The organism is Micromonospora sp. WMMD1102, from assembly GCF_029626265.1.
Classification (GTDB): domain Bacteria; phylum Actinomycetota; class Actinomycetes; order Mycobacteriales; family Micromonosporaceae; genus Plantactinospora.
In genome coordinates this window covers 4,036,788-4,060,132 of the sequence record NZ_JARUBN010000001.1, presented here as the reverse complement: position 1 = coordinate 4,060,132, position 23,345 = coordinate 4,036,788, and the positions used below count along the sequence as shown (strand labels likewise).

The following is a 23,345-nucleotide window of genomic DNA, read 5'->3' as shown; positions in this document are numbered from 1 at the left end:
CCGGTCGGCACGCAGCAGGTGTAAGGAAGGGCCCCCGCTACAACTGAAAACGATATGAAGGGGCCCTTCCTTACACCGCTGGCGCCGAGCTTGCCGAGGAGGTTCCTGCCGGGCCCCGGCCGTGGTCTGGGCCGTCGCGTCTCAGCGTTTCCGGGCGATGCCGCCGTAGCCGTCGACGTGGGCCGGTTGCTGCGGCGCGTCCGGTTCGGGCCGCCAGTGCGGGAAGGAGACCACTCCGGGGTCGACGAGGTCCAGCCCGTCGAGAAACCCTTCGATCTGCGCGGGGCTGCGCACGATGTAGGGCGGCTTGACCGACTCGTTGCGTACCCGGGCCGCCTGCACCATCGCCTCGCTGGTGTTCGTACCGTCGCCGACCAGCAGGTAGCTGCCGGCGGGGACGGCGTCCAGCAGGGTGCGGACGATCGCCCGGGCCTCGTCGTAGGACTCGATGGCGCCCAGGATCCCGAGCAGGATGATTCCGACCGGCCGGCTGAAGTCCAGTGTCCGGTGTGCCTCGTGCAGGATCTTCTCGGTGTCGCGCAGGTCGGCGTCGATGTAGTCGGTCGCGCCCTGCGGGTCGCTGGTCAACAGGGCGCGGGCATGCACCAGCACCAGCGGGTCGAAGTCCACGTAGACGATGCGGGACTCCGGAGCGATGGCCTGGGCGATCTCGTGGGTGTTGTTGGCGGTCGGCAGACCCGTACCGATGTCCAGGAACTGGCGGATCCCCGCCTGCTCGACCTGGTAGCGCACCGCGCGGGTCAGGAAGACCCGGGAGGCGCGGGCCATCGCGACCAGCCCCGGGGCGGCGGCCAGGATCGCCTTGCCGGCCTGCTCGTCCACCAGGTGGTTGTCCTTGCCGCCGAGCAGGTAGTTCCACACCCTGGCCTGGTGCGGCACACTGGTGTCGATCTTCGGCGTCCACTCGGCGTCAGACGACACGGCGTGATCGGTCATGGCGCGGCCTTCCAGACTGGTGAGGTTCGGTGCCTGCCCAGGCCCGCCGGCCCGCCGGCCACCCGGCCTCCACAGTGACACCCGGCCTCGACAGTGACACCCGAACAGAGGCCAGCATAGGCAGCCGTCCTCGCGGTCCGTGCTCCGGGTCGCGGCCGGAGTGCGCCCGCTCGCGCGACCCGGTGCGCCCGCTCGCGCGGCCCGGTGCCGGTGCCGGAAGCGGTCGGGCCGGCTGTCTCGCCGGTCAGTACGGCGATCCCGGCACGTCGAGGTTCACCTGGTACAGGCCGAAGTTGCCCCGGGTGCCGGAGGTGATGAACAGGGTGCGGCCGTCGGAGCCGCCGAACGCCGCGTTCGTGGTGTTCCGGCCGGCGGAGATCGTGCCGAGCTTCTCGCCGGTGGGCGCGAAGACGTGGATCCGGCCGTCGGTGTACGAGGCCCAGTAGATGTTCCCGGCACAGTCCACGGTGGCGCCGTCCGGACCGGGCAGGCTCGCGAACACGGTGCGCTCGCCGACGCTGCCGTCCGGCAGCAGGTCGTAGCTGAAGACCAGGTTGTCGGCGTTGCCGCCCACGTAGAGAGTCGTCTCGTCCGGTGACAGTACGACCCCGTTGGGCTGGCGGACGGTGTCGTCGACGAGGGAAACCTCGCCGTCGCGTACCCGGAACACCCCGGTCATCCCGGCCAGCTCGTCCGGCCGGTTGCCGCGCTGGAAGTTCGGGTCGGTGAAGTAGACGGTGCCGTCGGAGCGGATCGTGAGGTCGTTCGGCGAGTTGAACCGCCGCCCCTGGAAGTCGCTCGCCAGGGTGCCGCGGCTCCCGTCGGACAGCAGGTATGACGAGACGCTGCGCTGGTCGTGGGTGGCGGCGAGGATTCGGCTGCCGTCTCCGGTCACCGCCAGCCCGTTGCTGCCGGCGTCGGCGAGGAACACGTCGAAGGTGGCCGGCGGCGTGAACCGGCGGATCGTCGAGGGCTGCACGTTCTGCGGACCCGTACCACCGCGCATGTCGGAGAGGAGCAGTTGACCCGGTCCGGCGAGCCAGACCGGTCCCTCCAGGAAGCTGAAGCCGCCGCTGATCCGGCTGGCGGTCATGGTGGCGGCGGGCAGCGGTGCCGGGTAGGTCGCGTCCGGAACGCAGGGGCCGGCCGACTCGGCGGAAGCTCCGGCGGCCGTCGGGGTGCCGGTGCGCACGGTGTCACCGGCGTCGGCCGGTCCACCGGCGATCGTGGCGCCGACGGTCAGGGCCGTCAGCAGGGTCAGGGTACCGGCCAGGGCGGCGCGGGTGGGTCGTCGGGGCATCGTTGGGTTCCAATCGGCGGCGGGGCCCGTGCCGGGCCCAGGTGTGGATACAAGGCGGCTCCGCACTGCCCAATCAATCGAAATCCATGTATATCACACTGTCGGGTGCCAGCGGGGATTCCGTCAGGTCGCGACGGTTTCGAGCCGGCGGTCACGACGGCCGCGAGCTGGCGACGGGGCCGGTGAGGCCGCGCAACGCCACCTTCGAGAACTTGCCCGTCGCCGTCTTGGGGATCTCGTCCAGGACGACGAAGCGATCGGGGAGCCACCACGAGGCGACCCGCCCGCGCAGGTGCTCGCGCAGGCCCGCCTCGTCCACCTCCACCCCGGCGGCGAAGACGACGTACGCGCACGGCCGCTCGCCCCAGCGGTCGTCGGCGACGCCGATCACCGCCGCCTCCCGTACCGCCGGGTGTGCCATCAGCTCGTTCTCGAGCGTGACCGACGAGATCCACTCCCCGCCGGATTTGATCATGTCCTTGCTGCGGTCGACGATGCGCAGGTAGCCGAACTCGTCGATCGTCGCGACGTCACCCGTGCGCAGCCAGCCGTCGTCGGTGAAGGACGACGTGCCGGGATCGGCGCCGAAGTATCCCGCCGCGATTGTCGGCCCGGCCACCTGTAGCTCACCCGAGGTGCTCCCGTCCCGCGCGACCGGCCGGCCCTGCTCGTCCACGATCCGCACGTCGACGAGCGGCACCGTCGGCCCCGGCTGTCCGAGCAACCGCCGGCGTTCGCCGGCCGGAAGCGCGTCGTGCGCCGACGACACCCGCCCGCAGGCGACCAGCGGGCTCGTCTCGGTCATCCCCCACGAATTGGTGACGGGTACGCCGACCGCCTGCTCCCAGGACTGCGACAGCGCGTCCGGCAGAGCGCTCCCGCCGCTGACCACCATCCGCAGCGCGGAGAGATCCGCGGTGCCCAGCAGCGGCTCCAAACTCCGCCAGACCGCCGGTACCCCGCCCGCGAACGTCACCCGGTACCGGGACAACTGCCGGAGCAGGTCCGCCGGGGCGGTCGCCGGACCCGGCAGTACCAGGTCGGCCCCGGCGAGTGCCGCCGCGTACGGCAGTCCCCAGGCGTTGACGTGGAACATCGGCACCACGGGCAGTACGACGTCCCGCTCCGAGATGGCGAAGCCGTCGACGCCGAGCAGCAGCATCGCGTGCAGCACGATGGAGCGGTGGCTGTAGAGCACGCCCCTCGGCCGCCCGGTCGTGCCGGAGGTGTAGCAGAGGCTGGCGGCGTCGGTCTCGTCGACCCGGGCCGCCGTCGCCGGCTCGGGGCACCGGGCGAGCAGCGCCTCGTAGTCGAGGATCCGCGGATCGTCCGGGACATCATGGCCGCCGCCGTCGTCCATCACGACGATCCGGCGGACCGTCGGGACGGACCGGACGACGTCCCACACCGTGCCCAGCAGCGACCGGTCGGCGAAGACGACGTCGTCGGCCGCGTCGGACATGATGTGCACCAGGTCGCGGGCGAAGAGCCGGTGGTTGATCGTGTGCAGGACGCGGCCGGCCGACGGGACACCCAGGTACAGCTCGACGTGGCGCTGGCTGTTCCAGCCGAAGGTGCCGACCCGGGCCGAGGCCGGGACCGCCAGGACGTCGAGTACGGCGGAGAGCCGCCGCGCCCGGTCGACCACCTCGCCCCAGGTCGCGACCGTCTCGCCCGAGGCGGTCGCCGTGACCACCCGCTTGTGCCGGAATCCCAGGTCCGCCCGTGGCATCAACAGGTCGACGTCGAGCGACCCGTCCTGCATCAGCCCGTGCACGATTCCTCCGTTCCCGCGCGGGTGCCCCCGCCGTCGACGTTCTGCGGTGCGGCGGTCCCTACCGGTCGGTGGTCGAGCCGAGCCGGACGCGCCGGTCGTCCGCGTCGAGCACCAGGCTCGCCGGCCACTGCTCCCAGCTGCGTCCGAGCCCGCGGTGCTGCGGCGATCCCCGGTGCACGAAGTTCCGGATGCTGGCGATCATCAGCTCCGACAGCCTCAGCCGTCCGGGCTGGTTGCGCCGGCTGAAGGCGTACGAGAAGACGTTGCGGTCGAAGTTGCCGAAGACGAAGGGCAGGTCGATCGCGTGTACGGCGCCGTACACCTGGTCGAACGGGGCGGGCTGCTGGTTCCAGTCGAACCGGTAGTGGTAGAGCGAGCGGTTGCCGCTGCGGGCCAGTGCATCCAGCGAATCCCGGTTGATGCCCGTGAAGACGAGTTCGGTGAGGGTCGCGGCGGCATCGTTCCAGCCGCCGGGGCCGTCCACCGGAAGGTACTCGTCGGTGAGCAGGTCGGCGGCGGTCAGCTTGCCGGGATGGTCGGGATCGAAGAGGTACTGCAACGTGAACCGGTCGTAGTCACTCGGCCGGTGCGCGCCGATGGAACTGCCGAACAGCTTCCCCTCCTCGAGGGTGTTCCCGGCGAGCACCGGCACGTTCCGGCCGACCCCGGAGGCGAGCACGGCGTACGGGTCCGACGGGATCACCGTACCGTCGGCGATGACTGCCGGGGTCGCGTCGAGTTGGTGCTTGACGAGTACCCGTACCAGGTCGTCGGCGGGAAGCGAGCGGAGCAGGTCCATCCCGCCGAGGCCCGAGGTGGGGTACTCGGTCGCGGCGGCCCGGACGACGCGGTCGGCGTAGGCCCGCGCGTCGGCGACACTTCGGGTGCTCAGGCCGCCGCTGAGCGGGATGGCCTTGTCGACCATCCCGCGCGCCAGCGGGGAGACGAGCAGCGACCAGACGTTCACCGCGCCGGCCGACTGGCCCATCACGCTGATGTTGTCGGGGTCGGCACCGAACCTCCGGGCGTTCCGGTCGACGAACCGGAGCGCCTCGATCAGGTCGAGGGTGCCGAAGTTGCCGGACGCCGCCAGCGGGTCGTGACCGCCCGAGCCTCCGGCGTCCGAACCGCGCTCGCCCGAGCCTCCGGCGTCCGAACGGGGCTCGCCCGAGCCTCCGGCGTTCAGCCAGCCGAAGACCCCCACCCGGTAGTTGACGGTCACGACGACGGCCTGGGCGCGCCTGGCCAGCTCCCGTCCGTCGTACATCGGGTCGGCCGAGTAGCCGACGACGTTGCTCCCGCCGTGCACGAAGAAGACGACGGGCAGGTCACGCGCTGCCGTGGCCGGGCGGAAGACGTTGAGTGTCAGGCAGTCCTCCGCGCCGACGGGTTGCCGCAGCCCGTCGCGTACCGCCAGGTCGTAGAAGGGCCCGTTCGGGGACGGGCTGAAGAAGCGGCCCGGCTGGGCGCACCCCGACCCGTACTGCCGGGCGGGTCGGACCTCGGTCCAGGTCCGGTGGGGCTTCGTCGCCCGCCAGCGGAGATCGCCCACCGGCGGCTCGGCGTACGGGATCCCCAGCCACGAGTACGTCCGGCTCGACCGGCCCTCGTCCCGCCCGACGACGGGACCGAGCGTCGTGCGGACGAGCGTCGGGTCCTTTCCAACGTGGACGTGACCGGCGGACGCACTGGCGGCCGCACCGACGGGCGCACCGACGGGCGCACTGGCGGACGCGCCGGTGGACGGGACGGCGGTCAGGAGCATGGTCGCGAGGGCGGCGCCGAGGATCGGCCGGCGCAGCGACGATGCGGCGCGACGAACTCCGGCCGGTTCGCGGACGACGACGGGCCGGGACGGCACAGCGGGCATGGGCACTGCCTCCTCGGATTCTGAGCGTACTGGCACGCGGTGTCGTGAATGCGCGCTGTGTTGCCACCGCGTGCCATCACTGTGGCATGCATCTCATCGCGGGGGCAAGAGCGGCACCGGGTCCCCGGCAACCGCCGGCCCGGTTCGGCCTGGACCGCGCGCCGGGGCTGACAGTCCTGGTTGGACGCATCGACGTTTCCGCTGCCCGGCCCTTGCGGGCTGTTGTGACCCATGGCACAGTGTTGGCACTCAGTGCCGCCTAGGAGCGGCCTAACGGCACAGCGTGCTCTTAGCCAGGAGGTCCGCACATGAGCCAAGTGCTGCGAGTCCGTGGAAGATCCCGGCCGCTCCGGGCCGGGCTGGCCCTGGCCACCGCGTTGGCGAGCGCGGCGGCGGTCCTCGGCCCCGCACCGGCCAGCGCCGGTGCGGGCACGACGCCGAAATGCGCGGAGTTGGCGGGCAGCCAGATCCCGGCGTCGGCGATCAGCCTGCCGACGCGCGGCGGGCGCGTCGAGTCGGCGGCCCTGGTGACCCAGACCGTCAGCGGCGAGACCGTCGAGTACTGCCACGTCCAGGCGGCGCTCTTCCCGGTCGACCCCGCCGCGCCGGACATCAGGATGCAGCTCGGCCTGCCGGTCGGCTGGAACCGCGCCGCGATGATGTTCGGCGGCGGCGGATTCAACGGCACGATCCCCAACCTCGCCCAGAACGTGCCGTTCGGCCGGCCCGACCAGCCCGCGCCGCTGGCCCGCGGATACGCGACGTTCGGCAGCGACTCCGGCCACCAGGCGGGCCCCGCCGGGTCCCTGGACGGGTCGTTCGCGATGCACGACGAGGCGCTTCGGAACTTCGCCGCCGGCGACGCGCTCCGGAAGACCCGGGACGCCGCCGTGCACCTCATCCGCCGTGGCTACGGTGCCGGGCCTTCCCGGTCGTACTTCGCCGGTGGCTCGACGGGCGGGCGCGAGGCGCTCGTCGTCGCGCAACGCTGGCCGGACGCCTTCGACGGCGTCATCTCCGCCTACCCGGCCTGGAACAACACCGCCGAAGTACTGCACCTCGGCCACATCGCGCAGGTGATGTCGCGGCCCGGCGCGTTCCCCGGGCCCGCCAAGCAGACCCTGCTCTACGAGAGCGTGCTGGCGGCCTGTGACGGACGGGACGGCGTCGAGGACGGGATCGTGTCGAACCCCGACGGCTGCCACTTCGACCCCCGGGTGCTCCGCTGCCCCCGGGGTGCCGACACCGGGCCGGACTGCCTCTCCGACCCGCAGATCGCCTCGGTGGTCGCCGCCGCCACGCCGTTGCGGTGGCCGGACCGGATCGCCAGTGGCGAGAAGTACTACCCGGGCTTCCCGCTTCTCTCGGGCGCCGACATGCGGACCCCGGTACTCGGCTTCGGCACCTCGGCCCCGACCAACCCGATGCCGGTGACCAGCGGCTACGGCGTCCAGTACTGGGACCAGTGGGTGAAGTACTTCCTGACCAGGGACCCCGGGCACAACTCCCTCGACGTCGACCCTCGGCGGCCGGGGAAGTGGCTGCCCCGGATCAGTCACCTCTCGACGATCCAGGACCGCAACGACCCGGACCTGCGGCCCTTCGCGCGCTCCGGCGGGAAGCTGTTGCTGCTGCACGGCGCCGCCGACGAACTGGTCTCGCACTGGTCGACGAACGACTACTACCGGCGGGTGCTCGGCACCGTCGGCCCCGGGCAGACCCGGCAGTTCATGCGCTACTACCTGGTGCCGGGGGCGAATCACGCCAACGTCGGCGCACCCGCGTTCGCCGCCAACTGGGACTCGCTCTCCGCACTCGAAACTTGGGTCGAGCAGGGCCGGCCGCCGGTCGAGCCGGTGGCCGTGGACGGCAGGAACGGCCGGACCCGCCCGCTCTGCGAGTACCCGGGCTGGCCGAGGTACCGGTCGGGCGACCCCGACAGCGCGCAGAGCTTCGTGTGTACGCGATGACGGCCCCGGACCAGCGGGCGGGCAGCGACACGCCGACCGACGGTCGGGTGGCGCTGCGCACCCGGGCCCTGACGAAGGTGTTCCGCGGATTCCGGGCGGTCGACTCGGTTGACCTGTCTGTCCGCGAGAACACCGTGCACGCGCTGGTCGGCCCCAACGGTGCCGGCAAGACCACGCTGTTCAACCTGCTGACGGGCTTCGTCTCCCCGACCTCCGGGACGATCATGCTGTTCGACGAGGACGTCACCGGCCAACAGCCCGAGCAGGTTGCCCGGCGCGGCGTGGCCAGGTCGTTCCAGATCACCAGCCTCTTCGAGACCCTGACCAGCCGCGAGCACGTCGAGCTGGCCCTACAGGGGCTCACCAACCAGGGCTTCCGGTTCTGGCGCTCGGCGAAGCTGCTCGGCCGCGACCGCGGCCGGGTGGACGACCTGCTCGGGCAGGTGGGGCTGACGCCGCTGGCGGAGAAACCGGTCGGACTGCTCGCCTACGGGCAGAAGCGGGCGCTGGAACTGGCCCTCGTGCTGGCCCTGGACCCCCGGGTGATGCTCCTCGACGAGCCGACCGCCGGGATGGGGATCGAGGACGTCGACCGCACCATCGAGCTGGTCCGGCGGATCGCCGCCGGCCGCACCGTGGTGCTCGTGGACCACAACATGCACGTGGTCGGCAGCCTCGCCGACCGGGTGACGGTGCTCCAGCAGGGCAGGATCCTGGCGGAGGGCCGCTACGAGGAGGTCCGCGCGGACGAACGGGTGATCACCGCCTACCTGGGCGAGGCCGACCATGCTTGAGGTCACCGGTCTACAGGCGTGGTACGGCGAGGCGCAGGCGCTGCACGGGGTGGACGTACGGGTGGGGGAGGGCGAGGTCGTCACGCTCGTCGGACGCAACGGCGCCGGCAAGACCACCCTGGTGCGGTCGCTCATCGGCCTGCACCGGCAGGTCACCGGCACCGTCTCCTTCCTCGGCCGCGACGTCACCCGGATGCCGGCCCACCAGCGGGCCCGCGCCGGGATGGGCTGGGTCCAGGACGACCGGGGCATCTACGCGAGCCTCAGCGTGGAGGAGAACCTGCGGCTCCCGCCGAAGGTCTCCGACCGGGCCTGGACGCTGGAGCAGGTCTACGAAGCGTTCCCGGTGCTCGCCGAGCGCCGCAAGGCGCCGGGAACCACGCTCTCGGGTGGCGAGCAGCAGATGCTGGCGATCGCCCGGGCGCTCGGCACCGGTGCCCGGCTGCTGCTGATGGACGAACCCTCCGAGGGCCTGGCCCCGGTGGTCGTGGCCCGGATCCGGGAGATCATCGGCCAGATCAAGGCCACCGGCGTCGGCGTGCTGCTCATCGAGCAGAACGTCAAGTTCGCCGCCACCGTGGCCGACCGGCACTACCTGCTCAGCCAGGGCCGCATCGTCGAGACCCTGGACAACTCCGAGTTCCGGCGGCGCGAGGGCGAACTCCTCAAGCACCTCGGCATCTGACCGCCCCGAGCCGACGACGCGACACACCGACACCACACGAGGAGAACCACCATGGAGAGCAAGGGGATACGGGCCGGTGCCGCGGCCATGACCGGAGTACTGCTGCTGGGTGCCTGCGGTGGCGGCGGCCCCGGCGGGTCGGGTGGCGACTTCACCGACGACAAGCTGGTACTGGCGGTGCTCAACGACCAGTCCGGCGTCTACAAGGACGCGTCGGGGCCCAACTCCGTCAAGGCGGTCAAGATGGCCGTGGCCGACTACCAGAAGAAGTACGGCGACGGGGCGGTGGTCGACAAGATCGAGGTGACCTCGACCGACCACCAGAACAAGCCGGACATCGCAAACACCAAGGCCAAGGAACTGTACGAGCGCGGCGGTGCCGACGTGATCCTCGACGTGCCGACCTCCTCGGCGGCGCTGGCCGTCGCCAACCAGGCGAAGAGCCACAAGAAGCTGTTCCTCGACGTCAGCGCGGCGACCACCGAACTGACCGGCGCGCAGTGCAACAAGTACACCTTCCAGTGGGCCTACAACACCTACATGCTCGCCAACGGCACCGGCACCACAGTCACCGAGAACGGCGGGAAGAACTGGCACATCATCTACCCCGACTACCAGTTCGGGCAGGACATGACGAAGTCCTTCACCGAGGCGATCAAGCGGGCTGGTGGCACCGTGCAGGGCACCATCCCGACGCCGTTCCCGAACGACAACTTCGCGACCTTCCTCACCAGGGCCGGCAGCACCAACCCCGACGTGATCGGCACCATGCAGGCCGGCGGTGACCTGATCAACGTGGTCAAGCAGTTCAACGAGTCGGGGTTGAAGGAGCGGGGCATCGAACTGGCCGTCGGGCTGATGCTGATCACCGACATCCACTCCCTCGGCGTCGAACAGTTCGCCGGCACGATGTTCACCGACGCCTGGTACTGGAACATGGACGCCGAGGCGCGCGCCTGGGCGGACCGGTTCCGCGACGAGACCGGGACCCGGCCGACCTTCGAGCACGCCGGCAACTACTCCGCGGCGTTGCAGTACCTGGAGGCGGTGCAGGCCGCCGGCACCGACGACGCCGACGCGGTCGTCGGCAAGCTCGAGGGCAGGAAGCTCAACGACGTGTTCCTGCGCAACGGCGAGATCCGCGCCAAGGACCACCTCGTCGTGCACGACGCCTACCTGGCCCGGGTCAAGGAGCCGTCGGCGGTGCAGGAGGAGTGGGACTACGAGGAGATCGTGGCCACCATCCCCGCGGCGAAGGCGTTCCCTCCCGCCGAGGCGTCCCCCTGCTCGCTGTGAGCGGCTGAGCCGGTTTCGCAGGCCCTGGGCGCCACGCGGCGCCCAGGGCGCGGCACCGGGAAAGGAATCCATGAACGCAGTGCTGCAGTACGCCGTACAGGGCCTGGCGGCCGGCAGTTTCTACGCGCTGGCCGCCCTGGGACTGGCGATCATCTTCGGTGTCCTGGGCGTGGTGAACTTCGCCCACGGCGCGTTCTACATGCTCGGCGCGGTCGCCACGGCCGTGCTGCTCGACACCCTCGACCTCACCCTGTGGTGGTCGCTGCTGGTGGTGCCGGCGCTGATGTTCGGCTTCGGCGTCGCGGTGGAGCGGTTGCTCGTGCAGTGGCTGCTCCGGCTCGACCCGCTCTACAACTTTCTGCTCACCTTCGGCCTCACGCTGGTCCTGGTCGAGCTGGTCAAGCAGCGGTACGGCGTCTCCGGGCTGCCGTACGAGCTTCCCGGCGCGCTCTCCGGGCGGGTCGACCTGGCCGGCGTCGTACTGCCGCGCTACCAGCTGTTCGTCCTGCTGTTCTCGGTGGTGGTCTGTGTGCTCGTCTGGCTGCTGATGACCCGGACCAGGGTCGGCATGATCGTCCGGGCGTCGACCGAGAAACCCGAACTCGCCCGCGCCCTGGGGATCAACGTGGGCCGCTGGGTCACTCCGGTCTTCGGCTTTGGTGTCGCGCTCGCCGGTTTGGCCGGCGTACTCGCCGCGCCGTTCCGGGCGATCACGGCCGACATGGGGAACAACTTCGCGATCATCCTCTTCGCGGTCGTGGTGATCGGAGGGCTCGGCTCGATCGTCGGCGCGGTGGTGGCGGGCTTCATGGTGGGCCTGGTGGAGGCGTTCGGCCAGGCCTACGCCCCGACCTTCGCACAGATCCTGATCTTCGTCCTGATGGCCCTGGTCATTCTGGTCCGGCCCGCCGGGTTGTTCGGACGCAAGGAGGCGACGGCATGACCGGGTCCGCGCTCACCGAGGCCCCGGTGACCGAGAAGCAGACCGCCGAGCCGGCTGGCGGTGCGCGGCGACGCTGGGTGCTGCTGGCCGCCGGCCTGGTGGCGGCCCTGGCGCTGCCGTGGTTCGTCTATCCGCCGGTGGCGACGGACATCGCGGCGATGGCACTGTTCGCGATCGCCCTGGACATCCTGCTCGGCTACACCGGCCTGCTGTCCTTCGGGCACGCGGCGTTCTGGGGCAGCTCGGCGTACGTGACGGCGCTGATCGCGACGCACTACGGTGCGCCGTTTCCGGTGGCCGTCCTCGGCGGCGCGCTGTTCGCGATGCTCCTCGCCCTTCCCGTCGGATATCTGTCGGTGCGCCGGTCCGGAATCTACTTCGCGATGGTGACCCTCGCCTTCGCGCAGATGGTCTACTTCATCGGCTACCAGTGGAGCGACCTCACCGGCGGCGAGAACGGCCTCCAGGGCGTACCCCGGGCGTTCTTCGGCATCGAGTTGGTGGAAACCGACTCGTTCTACTTCTATTACGCGGCCCTGCCGGTCCTGCTGCTCGGGATGTGGGCGGCCTGGCGGATCGTGCACTCGCCGTTCGGCCGGGTCCTGGTGTCGATCCGCGACAACACCCAGCGAGCCCGGGCACTCGGTTACGAGGTGGAGAAATACAAGGTCATCGCATTCGTGCTCTCCGCCGGACTCACCGGGCTGGCCGGCGGGGTGTTCGCCATCAACCACGGGTTCGTCGCGCTTACCGAACTGCACTGGAGCACCTCCGGCGAAGTCGTGCTGATGACGGTGCTGGGCGGCATCGGCACGCTCTGGGGAGGGATCCTCGGCGCGTTCCTGGCGGTACTGCTCGCCGACTACCTCGCCTCGTCCGGCTACAACGGTATCGACCTGGTCACCGGCGCGGTCTTTGTGCTCGTGGTGCTGCTGTTCCGCCGTGGAATCTGGGGTACCGTGCGTCATCAATGGCTGACCCGGCAGCAGCGCCGTACGTCGTCGCGGCGCAACCCGGCCGGTTCCGACCGGGCGCGGCGGTGAGCCGCGGCAGCCGCGGCGCAGGGTCGGAGAGTTCGGCAAACCCCACGATGCGCGGGAAGACCACTTCGCGCCACAGCAGATCAGGGAAGGGCACCTGTCGGTGACTTCGCGGAGAATACTCGAGACCAAGTACCGGATCTCGGAAACGGCGATGGCCCTGTTCCTGGAGGAGGGGTACGCGAATGTCACTGTCGAGGCCGTCGCGGAGGCGTCGAGCGTGTCCCGGCGTACCGTCTTCCGGCACTTCGAAAGCAAGGACGAACTCGCGTTCCCGGACCACACCGAACGGCTCGGACTTGTCGAGCGGTGCCTCGTCGAGTCCGCTCCCGGCACCGACCCGGTAGAGGCCGTCATCGCGGCCACCGAGGAATCCCTACGCGACTTCCTCGGTCGGCCGGAACTCGTGCTGCGGCGGTACAAACTCACCCGCGTCGTCCCGGAACTGCGCAAGCGGGAGGTCATCGAGCACGAGCGGTACGTGGCGCTCACCCGTTCGTTCCTGCGCGACCATCTCCCACCCGACGCCCCGCCCTTCCAGGCGACGGCCCTGGCGGCCCTCATCGACGCGATCCACCGGTCCGCGCTCGGGAACTGGGTGCGCGGCGGCGGTGTCACCGACGCCGTCGCCGAGCTGGTGGCGGGGATGGAATGGGTCCGCAGCCTCATGGTCGGACAGTCGACCTTCTCCACCTCCCCGCTGCTCCTCGCGTTGCTGCCGGACACGCCACAGACCCGCCGCGTCCTGACCTCGCTGCGGGACGCGGCGGAGGAACTGCGCTAGCCGTGGCGGACAGCGGCACGGAAGCCAGGGTTCGGGCGGTGCCGGCCGAGATCGCGAAGGTGATCGTCGGCCGTCACCACCCAGGTCTGTGAGGAGGAGCAGGAGTTGCCGAACCTGACGTTCGACTTCGCGGGGAGAACCGCGATCGTGACCGGAGCGGCCCGGGGGCTCGGACTCGAGTTCGCCCGCCTTTTTCACGAGTCCGGGGCGACGGTGTTCCTGGTCGACGCCGACGCCGACGCGGTCGCCCTGGCGGCGGACGAGTTGGCCGCCGTCGGCGTCGCCTGCGACGTCACCAGCACCGAAGCCGTCGAGGCCCTGGTGGACCGGGTGGTCACGGCGACCGGTCGGCTGGACATCGTGGTCAACAACGCCGGCATCCTGCGGGACCGTCGACTGTGGAAGCTGTCCGACCAGGACTGGGCAGAGGTGCTGGACGTGCACGTGGGCGGGACGTTCCGGCTGACCCGCGCCGCGGTCCCGGTGTTCCGGGAGCAGCGGTACGGCCGGGTCATAAACGTGACCTCGTACACCGGCCTGCGCGGCAACATCGGGCAGGCGAACTACGGCGCCGCCAAGGCCGGGATCATCGGCTTCACCAAGACGGCGGCGAAGGAGCTGGCGGCGTTCGGCGTCACCGTCAACGCCATCTCGCCCAACGCCGAGACCCGGATGATCGGCTCGATCCCCGAGGAGAAGCGGCAGGAACTCGCCGCGGCCATCCCGCTCGGCCGGTTCGCGGCACCCAGCGAGATGGCCGCGGCCACGGCTTTCCTCGCCTCCGAGGAGGCCGGATACATCACCGGGATCGTCCTGCCCGTGGACGGAGGTATTTCGATATGACCAGCCCGGACCAGCAGATCCTGCTCGTCGACGGTGCCCGTACGCCGGTGGGCAGGTACGGCGGGGTGTTCAGGGACACGCCCGCGCACGAATTGGGTGCCGTCGCCACCGGGGCGGCGCTGGCGCGTTCGGCGGTGCCGGCCGACGCCGTCGAGGAGGTCGTGATGGGCTGTATCGGCCAGGTCGGGGCCGACGCCTACAACGCCCGCCGGGTGGCCATCGCCGCCGGACTTCCCGCCCGCACCCCCGCCTACACCGTCAACCGGCTGTGCGGGTCCGGACTCCAGGCGATCTGGTCGGCGGCCATGGAGATGCGCTGGAACGGCATCGGCTGCACGGTCGCCGGCGGGAACGAGTCCATGACCAGGATGCCGTTCTACGACTTCGAGGCACGGTCCGGCTATCGACTGGGCGACCGCGCCCTGGTCGACGGCACCGTACTCATGCTCACCGACCCCTTCCACGGCATCCACATGGGCGTGACGGCGGAGAACGTCGCCGAACGCTACCGGGTCTCCCGGGCGGAGCAGGACGAGTTCGCCGCCGAGTCGCAGCGCCGTGCCGCGACCCCGACGGCCCGGGCGGCGTTCGCCGAGGAGATCGTGCCGGTCAGCACGGGCGGGCGCCGCGGCGTCGAGGTGACGGTCGACGAGCACCCGAGACCCGACACGACGGTGGAAGCGCTCGCCCAGCTCCGTCCGGCCTTCAAGGCAGGTGGGACGGTCACCGCCGGCAACGCCGCCGGGATCAACGACGGTGCCGCGGCGGTCGTGCTCGCCACCGGCTCCGCCGCGGCCGAACGCGGGCTGACGCCCCTGGTGGCCGTCGAGGCGGTCAGCACCGCCGCGTTGGATCCGGACATCATGGGCTACGCCCCCGTGGCCGCGCTCCGCAAACTCTTCGAGCGGACCGGCACCACGCCCGACGACATCGACGCCGTCGAGTGCAACGAGGCGTTCGCCGCCCAGGCGGTGGCCGTGATCCGCGACGCCGAACTCGACCCGGACAAGGTCAACCCCTACGGCGGCGCCATCGCGCTCGGCCACCCGGTCGGCGCGACCGGCGCTATCCTCGCCCTCCGGCTGGCCAAGCACCTGGTGCGCAACGACCTGGAACTCGGTGTCGTCACCATGTGCATCGGCGGTGGCCAGGCCCTCGCCGCCCTCTTCCGGCGGGTGTGACGGCGGCGGCCCGACCATCGCCGAGCGGGACAGGGAGCAGCGGGCCCGACCGCCCGTCGAACTGGGTAGGGGAGCTGGTCCGATCGTCGTCGGCGACGTGGACCGGCTTCCGGTCAGCCGTTGCGGGCCTGCTGGCACGGCATGCAGTAGGGGGCGTGCGGGAGGATCTCCAGCCGCTCGGTCGGGATGTCCTGCTGGCACTTCTCGCAGGTGCCGTAGGTGCCGTCGGTCACCCGCCTCAGCGCTTCGGTGTTGTCGGCCACGGCCCGCTGGGTGGTGCTGATGAGCGCGGTGACGGTCTGCGGATCCAGGCCGATCTGCTCCGGACTCGTACGGTGCGCCCTGAGCCTGGCCAACTCCGCGGTCTGCTGGTCGAGCTGTTCCTGTAGTACGTGCCGGAGGTTTCGCAGCCGGCTGCTGTCGACGGTGGTCATCCGGATACTCCCTTTCTGGTTACCAAGGCTGGTGAGGCCGCTCGGGCGTTGCGCGCCCGGATCGTCCGGGACCGGTAGGTGCCGACGCGGGCGGTAGGTGCCGATGCGGCGGGTCAGCGCCGACCCGGGCGGGTCACTGCCGACCCCGGCGGCGGATCGCCGCGAGAGCGGAGAGGCCGGCGCCGTGCACGGCGGCGACGCGCGGGCGCCTGGCCGACCGGACCGGCAGCCGTAGTACGCCGGTGGTCCGGGCGGCCAGTTCCGGCGCGTCGGCGCCGCCGCCGACCAGGAGCAGGCCGCGGTGCAGGGCGGCCCGCTCGGCGTCCCGCGCCCGTCCTTCGCGACGTAGGTCCTGGACGAGTTCGGTGACGGTGTGCACGACCACGTCCACGGCGGTCGGGCCGACGAGGTCCCGGATCCCGACGTTGGCCTGGCGGGCCGCGACCAGGCCACCGTCGGCCAGCAGCGCGACCTCGACGAGCTGCGCCCCGACGTCCGCGACGAGCAGCGGTCCGGGTGCGGCGCCGGCGCCGATCGCGGCGGCCCGAATGGTCGGGGTCACCAGCAACCGGGACGGTGCGAACACCGTGCCGAGCAGGTCGCGCAGCGCTCGTTCGTCGTCCGGCGTACTCCGGACCGGCCGGCAGGCGACCAGCACCGCTCCGGCGGGTAGCGGGTGTCGGTAGTGGGAGAGTATCCGGGCCAGCAGCGTCCGCAGGCCACGTTCGTCGACGATGCGGCCGCACCGTACCAGAGGTCTGGGGTTGCTCAGGCTGTCGTCGAGACTGGGCAGCTGGACCAGCGGGCGCCCGGAGGCCCAGACCCGGATGTAGGCACTGCCGAGGTCGATCCCGACGGCGGTCGGCTCCGTGCCACTGGTCTCGGCGGCCGAACGGTCGCTAAGGAAGGCGACCGTGGCTGACGCCGATTCCACGATACCGTGCTGATCGACGTTGCTCAACGTCAAGCCCCTTCCCATCGAGTACGGACCGGTCGTGGGAACCGACCGGAGGGTATGCAGGTAGCCCCGATCGCCTGCCGAGCGTCGGCAGGTCCGCCATGGCGTTGCTGCTAGCGGACGATCTCGCGGGTACGCAACCGGATAGAACCTCGAGCATCCGCCGCGCCCGCGGTCGCGGCACGGTACGCCGTCGGTAACGTCCTCGCCCTCTCGTTGCCGACGGCCGGCAAGGCAGGTCCGGCTGCCCGAACCGGGGTGCCCCGTACGACCGTGCCGGTCCTCCGGGCGCAGGCATAATGATCGGAAACTGGCATCCACGTTCCGCCGGTAGCCGCATCGAGGAAGGCCACGATCGTGACCTCAGAAGCCGTCCACGCCACCGGCGTCCCGATGCCGGCCGCCTTCTTCGGCCACGGCAACCCGATGAACGCCCTGGAGGTCAACCGCTACACCTCGGCGTGGAGATCCTTCGGTGCGACGGTGCCGCGACCGCGCGCGATCCTGGTGGTCAGCGCCCACTGGTACATCAACGCCACCGCCGTCACCGCCATGCCGAGGCCGCGGACGATCCACGACTTCTACGGCTTCCCGCCGGAACTGTTCGAGGTGCAGTACCCCGCGCCGGGGCTGCCCGAGATGGCCGCGGAGGTCAGCGACGTCGTCCATCCGACCTGGGTGGGTGCGGACGTCGACAGCTGGGGCATCGACCACGGCACCTGGTCCGTACTGGTGCACGCCTTCCCGGACGCCTCCATCCCGGTGGTCCAGCTCAGCATCAACGCCGACAAGCCCCTCGACTACCACCTCGAACTGGGCGCGAAGCTGGCCCCGCTGCGCAACCGGGGGGTACTCATCGTCGCCAGCGGCAACGTGGTGCACAACCTGCGCGGGATGGATTGGAAGCTCGCCGACGAGGGCTACGACTGGGCCCGGCGCTTCGACGAGGACGCCAGGGCCCGGATGCTCACCGACCCGACCGAGTTCGCCACCCTCGACGCCCACCCCGACTACGGCCGTGCCGTACCCACGCCGGACCACTTCATCCCCGCGCTGTACCTCGCCGGCCTGGCCGGAGCCACCGAGGCGACGGATACCGAGATCCTGGTCGACGGCTACGCCTACGGGTCGCTCTCCATGACGGCGTACACGCTCGGCCTCAGCTGCCCGACCACCCCGGCCGGCAGCGGCGCACCGCGACCGCCGGCCGACCTGCCGCCCGACGGGTCCAACATCTAGTTCAGCCCGCGGCGGCCAGCAGGTCCCGCAACCTGAGCAACCCGTCCTCGTGCCCGACGGCCACGACCACGTCTGCGGCCCGGAACACGAAGTTGGGACCCGGTGCGGCGTTGACCTCCGCACCGCGCAGCACCGAGACGATCGAGGCCCCGGTGCGGCTCCGCGCCCGGGTGTCCCCGAGCGGGCGGTCCGCGTACGCCGATCCGGCCCGGATGCGGATGCGTGCCGCCCGCACCCCGTCCGCCGGTTCGACCAGGTCGGCGACGTGGTCCACGGTGACCGTGGCGTGCAGGACGTCAGCCACCGTACGGGCATCGTCCGGTCGCAACGTCACGGTGCCGACCGCCTGCTCCGGCTCGGTCCGGTCGTAGAGCACCAGGACGTGCCGACCGTCGAGGTGCGACACGACCCCCAGCCGGTTGCCCTCCCGGGTGGTCAACTGATGGGAGATCCCCAGGCCGGGCAGACCGGTGCGTTCCATGATCATGGGTGTTCCTCCTCGGATCGGATGCGACGACCCTGGCCGGGTCGGACGTCGTGGTCGTCGGGGTGTCGGTGCCCTCGCCATCGGTGCTCAGTTGCCGGACGTCGGCAACCGAACTCCCGGACCGGGAGCTGTCGGGTGTGCCCGAGCGGCGAAACGGCCGGCTGCCACCTGGCCGGGTATCGCGCGCTTCCCGGCGCCCTGGTCCTGGTCCCGGTCCCGGTGCCACGCTCCATGTTCGCCCGCCGGTGCCGGACCGAACAGTGGCGCGGCGCGCAGACATCGTCGGGGTTAAACTGCCGAGAGTCGGCAAAGCGACGCCGTCGCGGCCGGTATCGGGCCGCCCGATGCCCCGAGGTCGGCCCCGCCGCTGCCGGCGGGTCACCGACGGCCGGTGCGACGATCCCCGAGCGGGAGGTGAGCGGAGCGTGGCCGCGACCAACCGTAACCGGCGTGCTGCTCCGCGGGAGACCTGGCTGGACGAGGTGGCCGAGGCCGCGGCCCGGGACGCCGGCAACGTACCGGTGCAGTTGCTCGGTGACTATCTGCCGATGCTGGCCGATGCGGCGGTCTCCGGACGCCGGCCCAGGAGGGCCGAGTTGGAGGCGGTCGGCCGGCTCGGCCGCCAGGCCGCCGAGCGGGGGATCTCCGCCGGCCGGGTGGTCCAGCTCTACCTGTCGGCAGCCCGGCGGCTGTGGCAGGACCTGCCCATGGTGGTCCGGTCCCGCGACCCGGAAGCGGTCCGCGCGGCCGCCGCCGCGGTGCTGCACGTCGTCGACGACGCGGTCGCCACCCTCGCCGAAGGCTATGCCGAGGCTCGGCGTGAACTGGTCCGCCGCGAGGAGACGCTGCGCCGGGAACTCATCGACGACCTGCTGCGCGGCGACTCCGACCTGGCCTCGCTGGTCGAGCGGGCCGAGCCGTTCGGGCTCGACCTGGCCCGGGTCCACCAGGTGGCGCTGGCGGCGCCCGTCCGGCGACTGCCCGACACCGACGCCGCGATCAGCGCACTGGAAGCGGTCATCTTCGACCGGCTCGGCGACCGTGACGTGCTGGTCGCCACCAAGGACGGGCTGCTGGTCGTCATCGCGCCCGCCGAACCGGGCGCGGCCGGCCGTACCGCCCGCAACGACGGTCGACAGCACGACCTGGGCCAGTTGATGCACGAGGTGCTCGACCGTCTCCGTCAGGGGCGGCCCTGGCGGATCGCGGTCGGCCGCGCACATCCCGGGCTGTACGGCATCGCCCGCTCCTACGAGGAGGCCCGGGAGGCGCTCACCATGGCCGGGCGCCTGCACGTGGACCAGCGGGTCGTCAACGCACACGACCTGCTGGTCTACCGCGTACTGCTCCGGGACCAGCCGGCCATCGTCGATCTGGTCTCCGCCGTGCTCACCCCGCTCGCCCGCGCCCGCGGCGGCGCCGAGCCACTGCTGGCCACCCTCCAGGCGTACTTCGGCACCGGCGGGGTGGCGACCGAGTCGGCCAAGCACCTGCACGTGTCGGTGCGGACCGTCACCTACCGGCTCGACCGGATCAGGAAACTGACCGGCTACGACCCGTCCGACCCCGCGCACCGGTTCACCCTGCAGACCGCCGTACTGGGCGCGAAGGCGCTGAACTGGCCCGCCGAACCGCTGCCGAGCGTCGGCTAGCCCGGCTTCCTGGGGTCGGCAAGGGGTTCCGGTCCCGGCACCTCGCCGCCGGACCGGGCGGGCAGCCCAGGGAGAGCGCCCGGGTCAGCGTCGCTCCAGTTCCGACTGCATCCGCTGGATGAGCGTCTTGCGGGCCTTGCCCGCCCGTTCACGTTGCAGCGCCGTCCGCAACTGGCCGGTGTCGAGCGTACGCACCAGCTTGGTCGCCTCGGTGACCGGCAACTCCGCGATCTGACCGGTCGCCGAGGCGGTCTTCCGGGCCCGTTTGGCCGGTTCGGTGTTGCCGACGAACTGCCTGCCGGTCTTCGACTCCTTGCGCTTCTTCGCGTCGGTCTCGCGCCGCTGCTTCTCGGAGAGCTGCTCCCAGGCGCGCTTGGGCAGGTAGCGACCTGTTTCACCCCTGCCGCGTGCCCGGGTGTCCCCCTTCTTGGTCTGCCAGTCCTCGGCACCCCACCGCTGCAACGACTTCTGCCGCTCGTCCTTCGGGCCCAGGAAGCCCCCGCCGCGTCGTTTGTACTCCTGGGTGAGCAGCTGCGACTTGCGTGCCGACCACTGTCCCGGTCTGCCGCCCTTGTCGGAAGCCTGGATCTCCGCCTTGATCTGCTCCCTGAGCTCGGGCTTCGTGTACCGCGCCATGCCCGGCGTCTACCCGGCCGCAACTGGCTCATGCCCCGCGCCGGGAACGTTTACTTCCAGGTGGCCTGCTCCAGGATCCGGTCCAGGTCAGGTGTCTGCCAGTTGTCCACGATCAGCACCTGCTCCTTCCGGAGATACCAGTACCGCTCCACGTACGACACCCCCGCCGGACCTCGGAGTTCCTTGGGGCCATGTTGGGGATCGTATTTGAAACAGGGGACCCGCCACTCCCGATACTCGGCTGTGCGGTCGCCGACAGGTTTCGTGCCACCCGCCAGCAGGGTTGCCCCACGACCGACTCCCACGGCGGCGAGGTTCGGATTCTCCGGACACAGTCCCTGCCCGTGGTTTCCGGCGAGACTGTCGTCGAGCCTCAGCGGGCGCACGCCGAACTGCTCGGCATTCACGGCCATGCTCAGCACGCCGTAGCGTAATTCGATCCCTGGACACCAAAAGTCCCTGGGATTGTCGGCACGCTCCTTGTCCCGGCACTCCCCGGGCGTTCTGATCTTGTCTGATCCGCCCCGGCCACGTTCGCGGCCGATCGTCTTCCCCTTCGAGTCGGTCAGCCAGGAGAGATCCTGCGGCTTCTCGACGTACGCCTTCCATTCGAGCGGGACCGACAGGGTCAGTCTCTGCGCGGCGAGCCGTACGGTGTGGACCGGTGCGGGAGTGTCGGCCGGCGGGGCAGGGCCGGGCGAGCCGGTCCGGATCGTCTCGACGTCCGTGTTCTCGGGGATGGTGAGTTCGACCAGGGTGGAGTCCAACTCCTTCGGCGTGCTGACGAACCGGGGTCGCTCCGCGGCCACCGTGCTGGCCACCTCGGCCAGCTGTTGCTGTTCGCCCGGCGGCAGCTTGTAGCCGACGAAGCGGAAGTCGAGCCGCACGCCGAGTTCCTCGGCCCGGTCCCGAACCTGCTGCCGAAGGGCGTCCCGGTCCTTGTCGCAGGCGTCGGCGCCGTGGGTGGTCACGACGACGATCCGGTTCCGCTTGCTGGCCCGGAAGGGGTAGCGGCCGGCGAAGTCCTCGACGGCGGCGGCAAGGCCCCGGTGCAGGGTGGGTTTGCCGGCTGCGGTCAACCCGCGCGCCGCGCTGCTGACCTGCTGAGCGTGCCCGATGCCGGCGTCCACGACGGCCGAGGTGCTGTTGCTGTCGTCGCACTCGCCGCCGAAGCGGCGCAGCGAGAGCGAGTCGCGGTCGCCCGAGTTCTGCGCCGCCGCACGCACGGCGTCGACGGTGGCGGTGAAGTCCGTCCCGTCCCTGGGCGACGACGCGTCCACCAGGAACGCGGTCCGGTAGTCCGGTACGGCGCGGGCGATCAGCACAGCCGCCACGCCGATCAGCAGGGCGGCGACAAGTACCCCGATCAGCAGCGCCGGTGGCCAACGTCTGCGCCGGCTGCCTCCGTCGGCACTCATCCGTCTTCCCGCCACGTCAGGTGACGTCGCCGAGTACCCCTGGTCACCGGCACAGGATGGGCAACAGCGCTGCTATGGACAAGCACTCCGTCGGTCTCCGGACAGGTGTGCCGGCGAGGGTCGTCGGCAGGGCGCGGCCGAGTCTCCTACCGGTCGGGGCGGACTCCGTACATCTGTGGTCACGAGGGGGTGAGGACGAGGCTGGCGGTGCGGTTGCGGGCCGGTTCGCGGAACGGGCCCTGGGACTGGTCGGCGGAGCGCAGGGTGAAGGCGGTCAGCGGCAAATCGCCCGCCTGGGCCAGCTTCCGGGCCGCGACCCGGGCCCGGGTCAGCGCGGTGTTCGAGCCGCCGCTGGTGGGGCCGCCCGGCACCGGCACGCTGTGCCCGACCACGGTGACGGCCACGTCGAGGTCGGGCAGCCGGCGTCCGACGTCGGCGAGCACGTCGGCGCCGTTCGCGGTCAGCCAGGCGTCCTGGCTGAACAGGCCCTTCCGGAAGTAGACCTCCACCGCGCCCGGCCGGCGTCTCACGAGCACGCCGGGCAGGGTCACGGCGCGGGCGATGGCGTCGAGCCGGGCGTCCAGCGCCTGCGCGGCCGCCACCCGGTCCACCTCCAATTTTTCGAGCCGGCTCTCCAGCTCCGCCGCGCGGCGGCGCTCGGCGTCCAGAGCGGCGGTGTCCGGCGCCGTGGTGGACACGGAGGCGGCGGGCTTCGCGGGCGGCGAGGGCGACCACGACGGAACCACGAGTACGGTCCCGGCGGCGAGCACCACCACCAGCCCCGCCCCGGCCGCGGCGAGGCGTACCGGTGAGGCGAGCGGGTGTGCGCGCCGGTCACCGGCGAGGATGGCGGCGATCGCCCGCCTCCCCGCGGCGGCGCCCTCGTGGTCCGGTTCGGTCGCCTGGACCGTCGCCCAGCACTCGTCCGCCTCCCGCCAGCGACCCTGTTGGGCGCGGATCCGGGCGAGCAGGTCGAGGACGGCCGGCTCCGCGCCGTCGAGCGCGACGAGGACCCGGGCCGCCTCGTCCAGGTCGCCACGCCGGGCGGCGGCGGTCGCCCGACTCACCGCCAGGTCGGTAC

21 protein-coding genes are annotated in these 23,345 nt (G+C 71.3%); 11 read left to right on the top strand and 10 right to left on the bottom strand.

The window, feature by feature from the left end:
- Positions 1–141 precede the first annotated feature (141 nt).
- The 4 genes from O7626_RS18045 to O7626_RS18030 all read right to left on the bottom strand — a co-directional run bounded on the left by O7626_RS18045 (position 142) and on the right by O7626_RS18030 (position 5,904).
- A complete protein-coding gene (locus O7626_RS18045) occupies positions 142–957 on the bottom strand; it encodes an SAM-dependent methyltransferase (RefSeq protein ID WP_278062326.1) in 816 nt (271 codons plus the stop codon).
- A 244-nt stretch (positions 958–1,201) separates the two neighbouring features.
- On the bottom strand, positions 1,202–2,257 hold the full coding sequence (locus tag O7626_RS18040; RefSeq protein WP_278062325.1) for an SMP-30/gluconolactonase/LRE family protein: 1,056 nt from the start codon (positions 2,255–2,257) through the stop codon (positions 1,202–1,204).
- 151 nt (positions 2,258–2,408) lie between these two features.
- Positions 2,409–4,034, bottom strand: coding sequence for a long-chain fatty acid--CoA ligase (locus O7626_RS18035; protein WP_278062324.1), 1,626 nt, complete (start codon positions 4,032–4,034; stop codon positions 2,409–2,411).
- A gap of 58 nt (positions 4,035–4,092) precedes the next feature.
- A complete protein-coding gene (locus tag O7626_RS18030; RefSeq protein ID WP_278062323.1) occupies positions 4,093–5,904 on the bottom strand; it encodes a carboxylesterase family protein in 1,812 nt (603 codons plus the stop codon).
- Between the two features lie 308 nt (positions 5,905–6,212).
- Between O7626_RS18030 and O7626_RS18025 the strand changes: the two genes are divergently transcribed.
- The 9 genes from O7626_RS18025 to O7626_RS17985 all read left to right on the top strand — a co-directional run bounded on the left by O7626_RS18025 (position 6,213) and on the right by O7626_RS17985 (position 15,440).
- On the top strand, positions 6,213–7,874 hold the full coding sequence (locus O7626_RS18025) for a tannase/feruloyl esterase family alpha/beta hydrolase (RefSeq protein WP_278062322.1): 1,662 nt from the start codon (positions 6,213–6,215) through the stop codon (positions 7,872–7,874).
- On the top strand, positions 7,871–8,668 hold the full coding sequence (locus tag O7626_RS18020) for an ABC transporter ATP-binding protein (protein ID WP_278062321.1): 798 nt from the start codon (positions 7,871–7,873) through the stop codon (positions 8,666–8,668). The genes O7626_RS18025 and O7626_RS18020 overlap by 4 nt, the downstream gene beginning before the upstream one ends.
- Complete coding sequence (locus O7626_RS18015) at positions 8,661–9,353, top strand: ABC transporter ATP-binding protein (protein WP_278062319.1); 693 nt, start codon at positions 8,661–8,663, stop codon at positions 9,351–9,353. Before O7626_RS18020 ends, O7626_RS18015 begins: the two co-directional genes overlap by 8 nt.
- A 51-nt stretch (positions 9,354–9,404) precedes the next feature.
- Entirely contained in the window at positions 9,405–10,649 is a 1,245-nt protein-coding gene (locus tag O7626_RS18010; protein WP_278062318.1) for an ABC transporter substrate-binding protein, read from the top strand.
- A gap of 70 nt (positions 10,650–10,719) precedes the next feature.
- On the top strand, positions 10,720–11,592 hold the full coding sequence (locus tag O7626_RS18005; RefSeq protein WP_278062317.1) for a branched-chain amino acid ABC transporter permease: 873 nt from the start codon (positions 10,720–10,722) through the stop codon (positions 11,590–11,592).
- Entirely contained in the window at positions 11,589–12,635 is a 1,047-nt protein-coding gene (locus O7626_RS18000) for a branched-chain amino acid ABC transporter permease (protein ID WP_278062316.1), read from the top strand. Before O7626_RS18005 ends, O7626_RS18000 begins: the two co-directional genes overlap by 4 nt.
- Positions 12,636–12,786: 151 nt before the next feature.
- Positions 12,787–13,416, top strand: coding sequence for a TetR/AcrR family transcriptional regulator (locus O7626_RS17995; RefSeq protein ID WP_278062315.1), 630 nt, complete (start codon positions 12,787–12,789; stop codon positions 13,414–13,416).
- 105 nt (positions 13,417–13,521) lie between these two features.
- The gene (gene fabG / locus O7626_RS17990) at positions 13,522–14,259 is read left to right on the top strand and encodes a 3-oxoacyl-ACP reductase FabG (RefSeq protein ID WP_278062314.1); all 738 of its coding nucleotides are present in this window, start codon (positions 13,522–13,524) and stop codon (positions 14,257–14,259) included.
- Positions 14,256–15,440: a thiolase family protein gene (locus O7626_RS17985; protein ID WP_278062313.1), complete on the top strand. Its 1,185-nt coding sequence runs from the start codon at positions 14,256–14,258 to the stop codon at positions 15,438–15,440. The genes fabG and O7626_RS17985 overlap by 4 nt, the downstream gene beginning before the upstream one ends.
- Before the next feature lie 113 nt (positions 15,441–15,553).
- Here the strand turns inward: O7626_RS17985 and O7626_RS17980 are convergent, their stop codons facing one another.
- Both O7626_RS17980 and O7626_RS17975 read right to left on the bottom strand, forming a co-directional pair.
- Positions 15,554–15,874, bottom strand: coding sequence for a TraR/DksA C4-type zinc finger protein (locus O7626_RS17980; protein WP_278062312.1), 321 nt, complete (start codon positions 15,872–15,874; stop codon positions 15,554–15,556).
- A 133-nt stretch (positions 15,875–16,007) separates the two neighbouring features.
- On the bottom strand, positions 16,008–16,808 hold the full coding sequence (locus tag O7626_RS17975) for a rod shape-determining protein (RefSeq protein WP_278062311.1): 801 nt from the start codon (positions 16,806–16,808) through the stop codon (positions 16,008–16,010).
- 381 nt (positions 16,809–17,189) lie between these two features.
- On the opposite strand from O7626_RS17975, the gene ygiD reads away from it, so the two are divergent.
- Positions 17,190–18,071 (top strand): 4,5-DOPA dioxygenase extradiol, encoded by an 882-nt coding sequence (ygiD, locus tag O7626_RS17970; protein WP_278062310.1) that lies wholly within the window; start codon positions 17,190–17,192, stop codon positions 18,069–18,071.
- A gap of 1 nt (position 18,072) precedes the next feature.
- Here the strand turns inward: ygiD and O7626_RS17965 are convergent, their stop codons facing one another.
- Positions 18,073–18,558, bottom strand: a complete 486-nt coding sequence (locus O7626_RS17965; RefSeq protein ID WP_278062309.1) for a TrkA C-terminal domain-containing protein — start codon at positions 18,556–18,558, stop codon at positions 18,073–18,075.
- Between the two features lie 425 nt (positions 18,559–18,983).
- On the opposite strand from O7626_RS17965, the gene O7626_RS17960 reads away from it, so the two are divergent.
- Positions 18,984–20,210 (top strand): helix-turn-helix domain-containing protein, encoded by a 1,227-nt coding sequence (locus O7626_RS17960; RefSeq protein WP_278062308.1) that lies wholly within the window; start codon positions 18,984–18,986, stop codon positions 20,208–20,210.
- A gap of 84 nt (positions 20,211–20,294) precedes the next feature.
- Here the strand turns inward: O7626_RS17960 and O7626_RS17955 are convergent, their stop codons facing one another.
- The 3 genes from O7626_RS17955 to O7626_RS17945 all read right to left on the bottom strand — a co-directional run bounded on the left by O7626_RS17955 (position 20,295) and on the right by O7626_RS17945 (position 23,331).
- Complete coding sequence (locus O7626_RS17955) at positions 20,295–20,846, bottom strand: DUF5872 domain-containing protein (protein WP_278062307.1); 552 nt, start codon at positions 20,844–20,846, stop codon at positions 20,295–20,297.
- A 50-nt stretch (positions 20,847–20,896) separates the two neighbouring features.
- Positions 20,897–22,264 (bottom strand): hypothetical protein, encoded by a 1,368-nt coding sequence (locus tag O7626_RS17950; RefSeq protein WP_278062306.1) that lies wholly within the window; start codon positions 22,262–22,264, stop codon positions 20,897–20,899.
- Between the two features lie 179 nt (positions 22,265–22,443).
- Positions 22,444–23,331 carry a hypothetical protein gene (locus O7626_RS17945; RefSeq protein WP_278062305.1) on the bottom strand — a complete coding sequence of 296 codons (888 nt, stop codon included), beginning with the start codon at positions 23,329–23,331 and terminating at the stop codon, positions 22,444–22,446.
- Positions 23,332–23,345: the final 14 nt, after the last annotated feature.

Coding starts and splice junctions, on each gene's coding strand:
- O7626_RS18045 (WP_278062326.1), bottom strand. CDS start 957: ATGACCGATCACGCCGTGTCGTCTGACGCCGAGTGGACGCCGAAGATC.
- O7626_RS18040 (WP_278062325.1), bottom strand. CDS start 2,257: ATGCCCCGACGACCCACCCGCGCCGCCCTGGCCGGTACCCTGACCCTG.
- O7626_RS18030 (WP_278062323.1), bottom strand. CDS start 5,904: ATGCCCGCTGTGCCGTCCCGGCCCGTCGTCGTCCGCGAACCGGCCGGA.
- O7626_RS18025 (WP_278062322.1), top strand. CDS start 6,213: ATGAGCCAAGTGCTGCGAGTCCGTGGAAGATCCCGGCCGCTCCGGGCC.
- O7626_RS18020 (WP_278062321.1), top strand. CDS start 7,871: ATGACGGCCCCGGACCAGCGGGCGGGCAGCGACACGCCGACCGACGGT.
- O7626_RS18015 (WP_278062319.1), top strand. CDS start 8,661: ATGCTTGAGGTCACCGGTCTACAGGCGTGGTACGGCGAGGCGCAGGCG.
- O7626_RS18010 (WP_278062318.1), top strand. CDS start 9,405: ATGGAGAGCAAGGGGATACGGGCCGGTGCCGCGGCCATGACCGGAGTA.
- O7626_RS18005 (WP_278062317.1), top strand. CDS start 10,720: ATGAACGCAGTGCTGCAGTACGCCGTACAGGGCCTGGCGGCCGGCAGT.
- O7626_RS18000 (WP_278062316.1), top strand. CDS start 11,589: ATGACCGGGTCCGCGCTCACCGAGGCCCCGGTGACCGAGAAGCAGACC.
- O7626_RS17995 (WP_278062315.1), top strand. CDS start 12,787: ATGGCCCTGTTCCTGGAGGAGGGGTACGCGAATGTCACTGTCGAGGCC.
- O7626_RS17985 (WP_278062313.1), top strand. CDS start 14,256: ATGACCAGCCCGGACCAGCAGATCCTGCTCGTCGACGGTGCCCGTACG.
- O7626_RS17980 (WP_278062312.1), bottom strand. CDS start 15,874: ATGACCACCGTCGACAGCAGCCGGCTGCGAAACCTCCGGCACGTACTA.
- O7626_RS17965 (WP_278062309.1), bottom strand. CDS start 18,558: ATGATCATGGAACGCACCGGTCTGCCCGGCCTGGGGATCTCCCATCAG.
- O7626_RS17955 (WP_278062307.1), bottom strand. CDS start 20,846: ATGGCGCGGTACACGAAGCCCGAGCTCAGGGAGCAGATCAAGGCGGAG.
- O7626_RS17950 (WP_278062306.1), bottom strand. CDS start 22,264: ATGAGTGCCGACGGAGGCAGCCGGCGCAGACGTTGGCCACCGGCGCTG.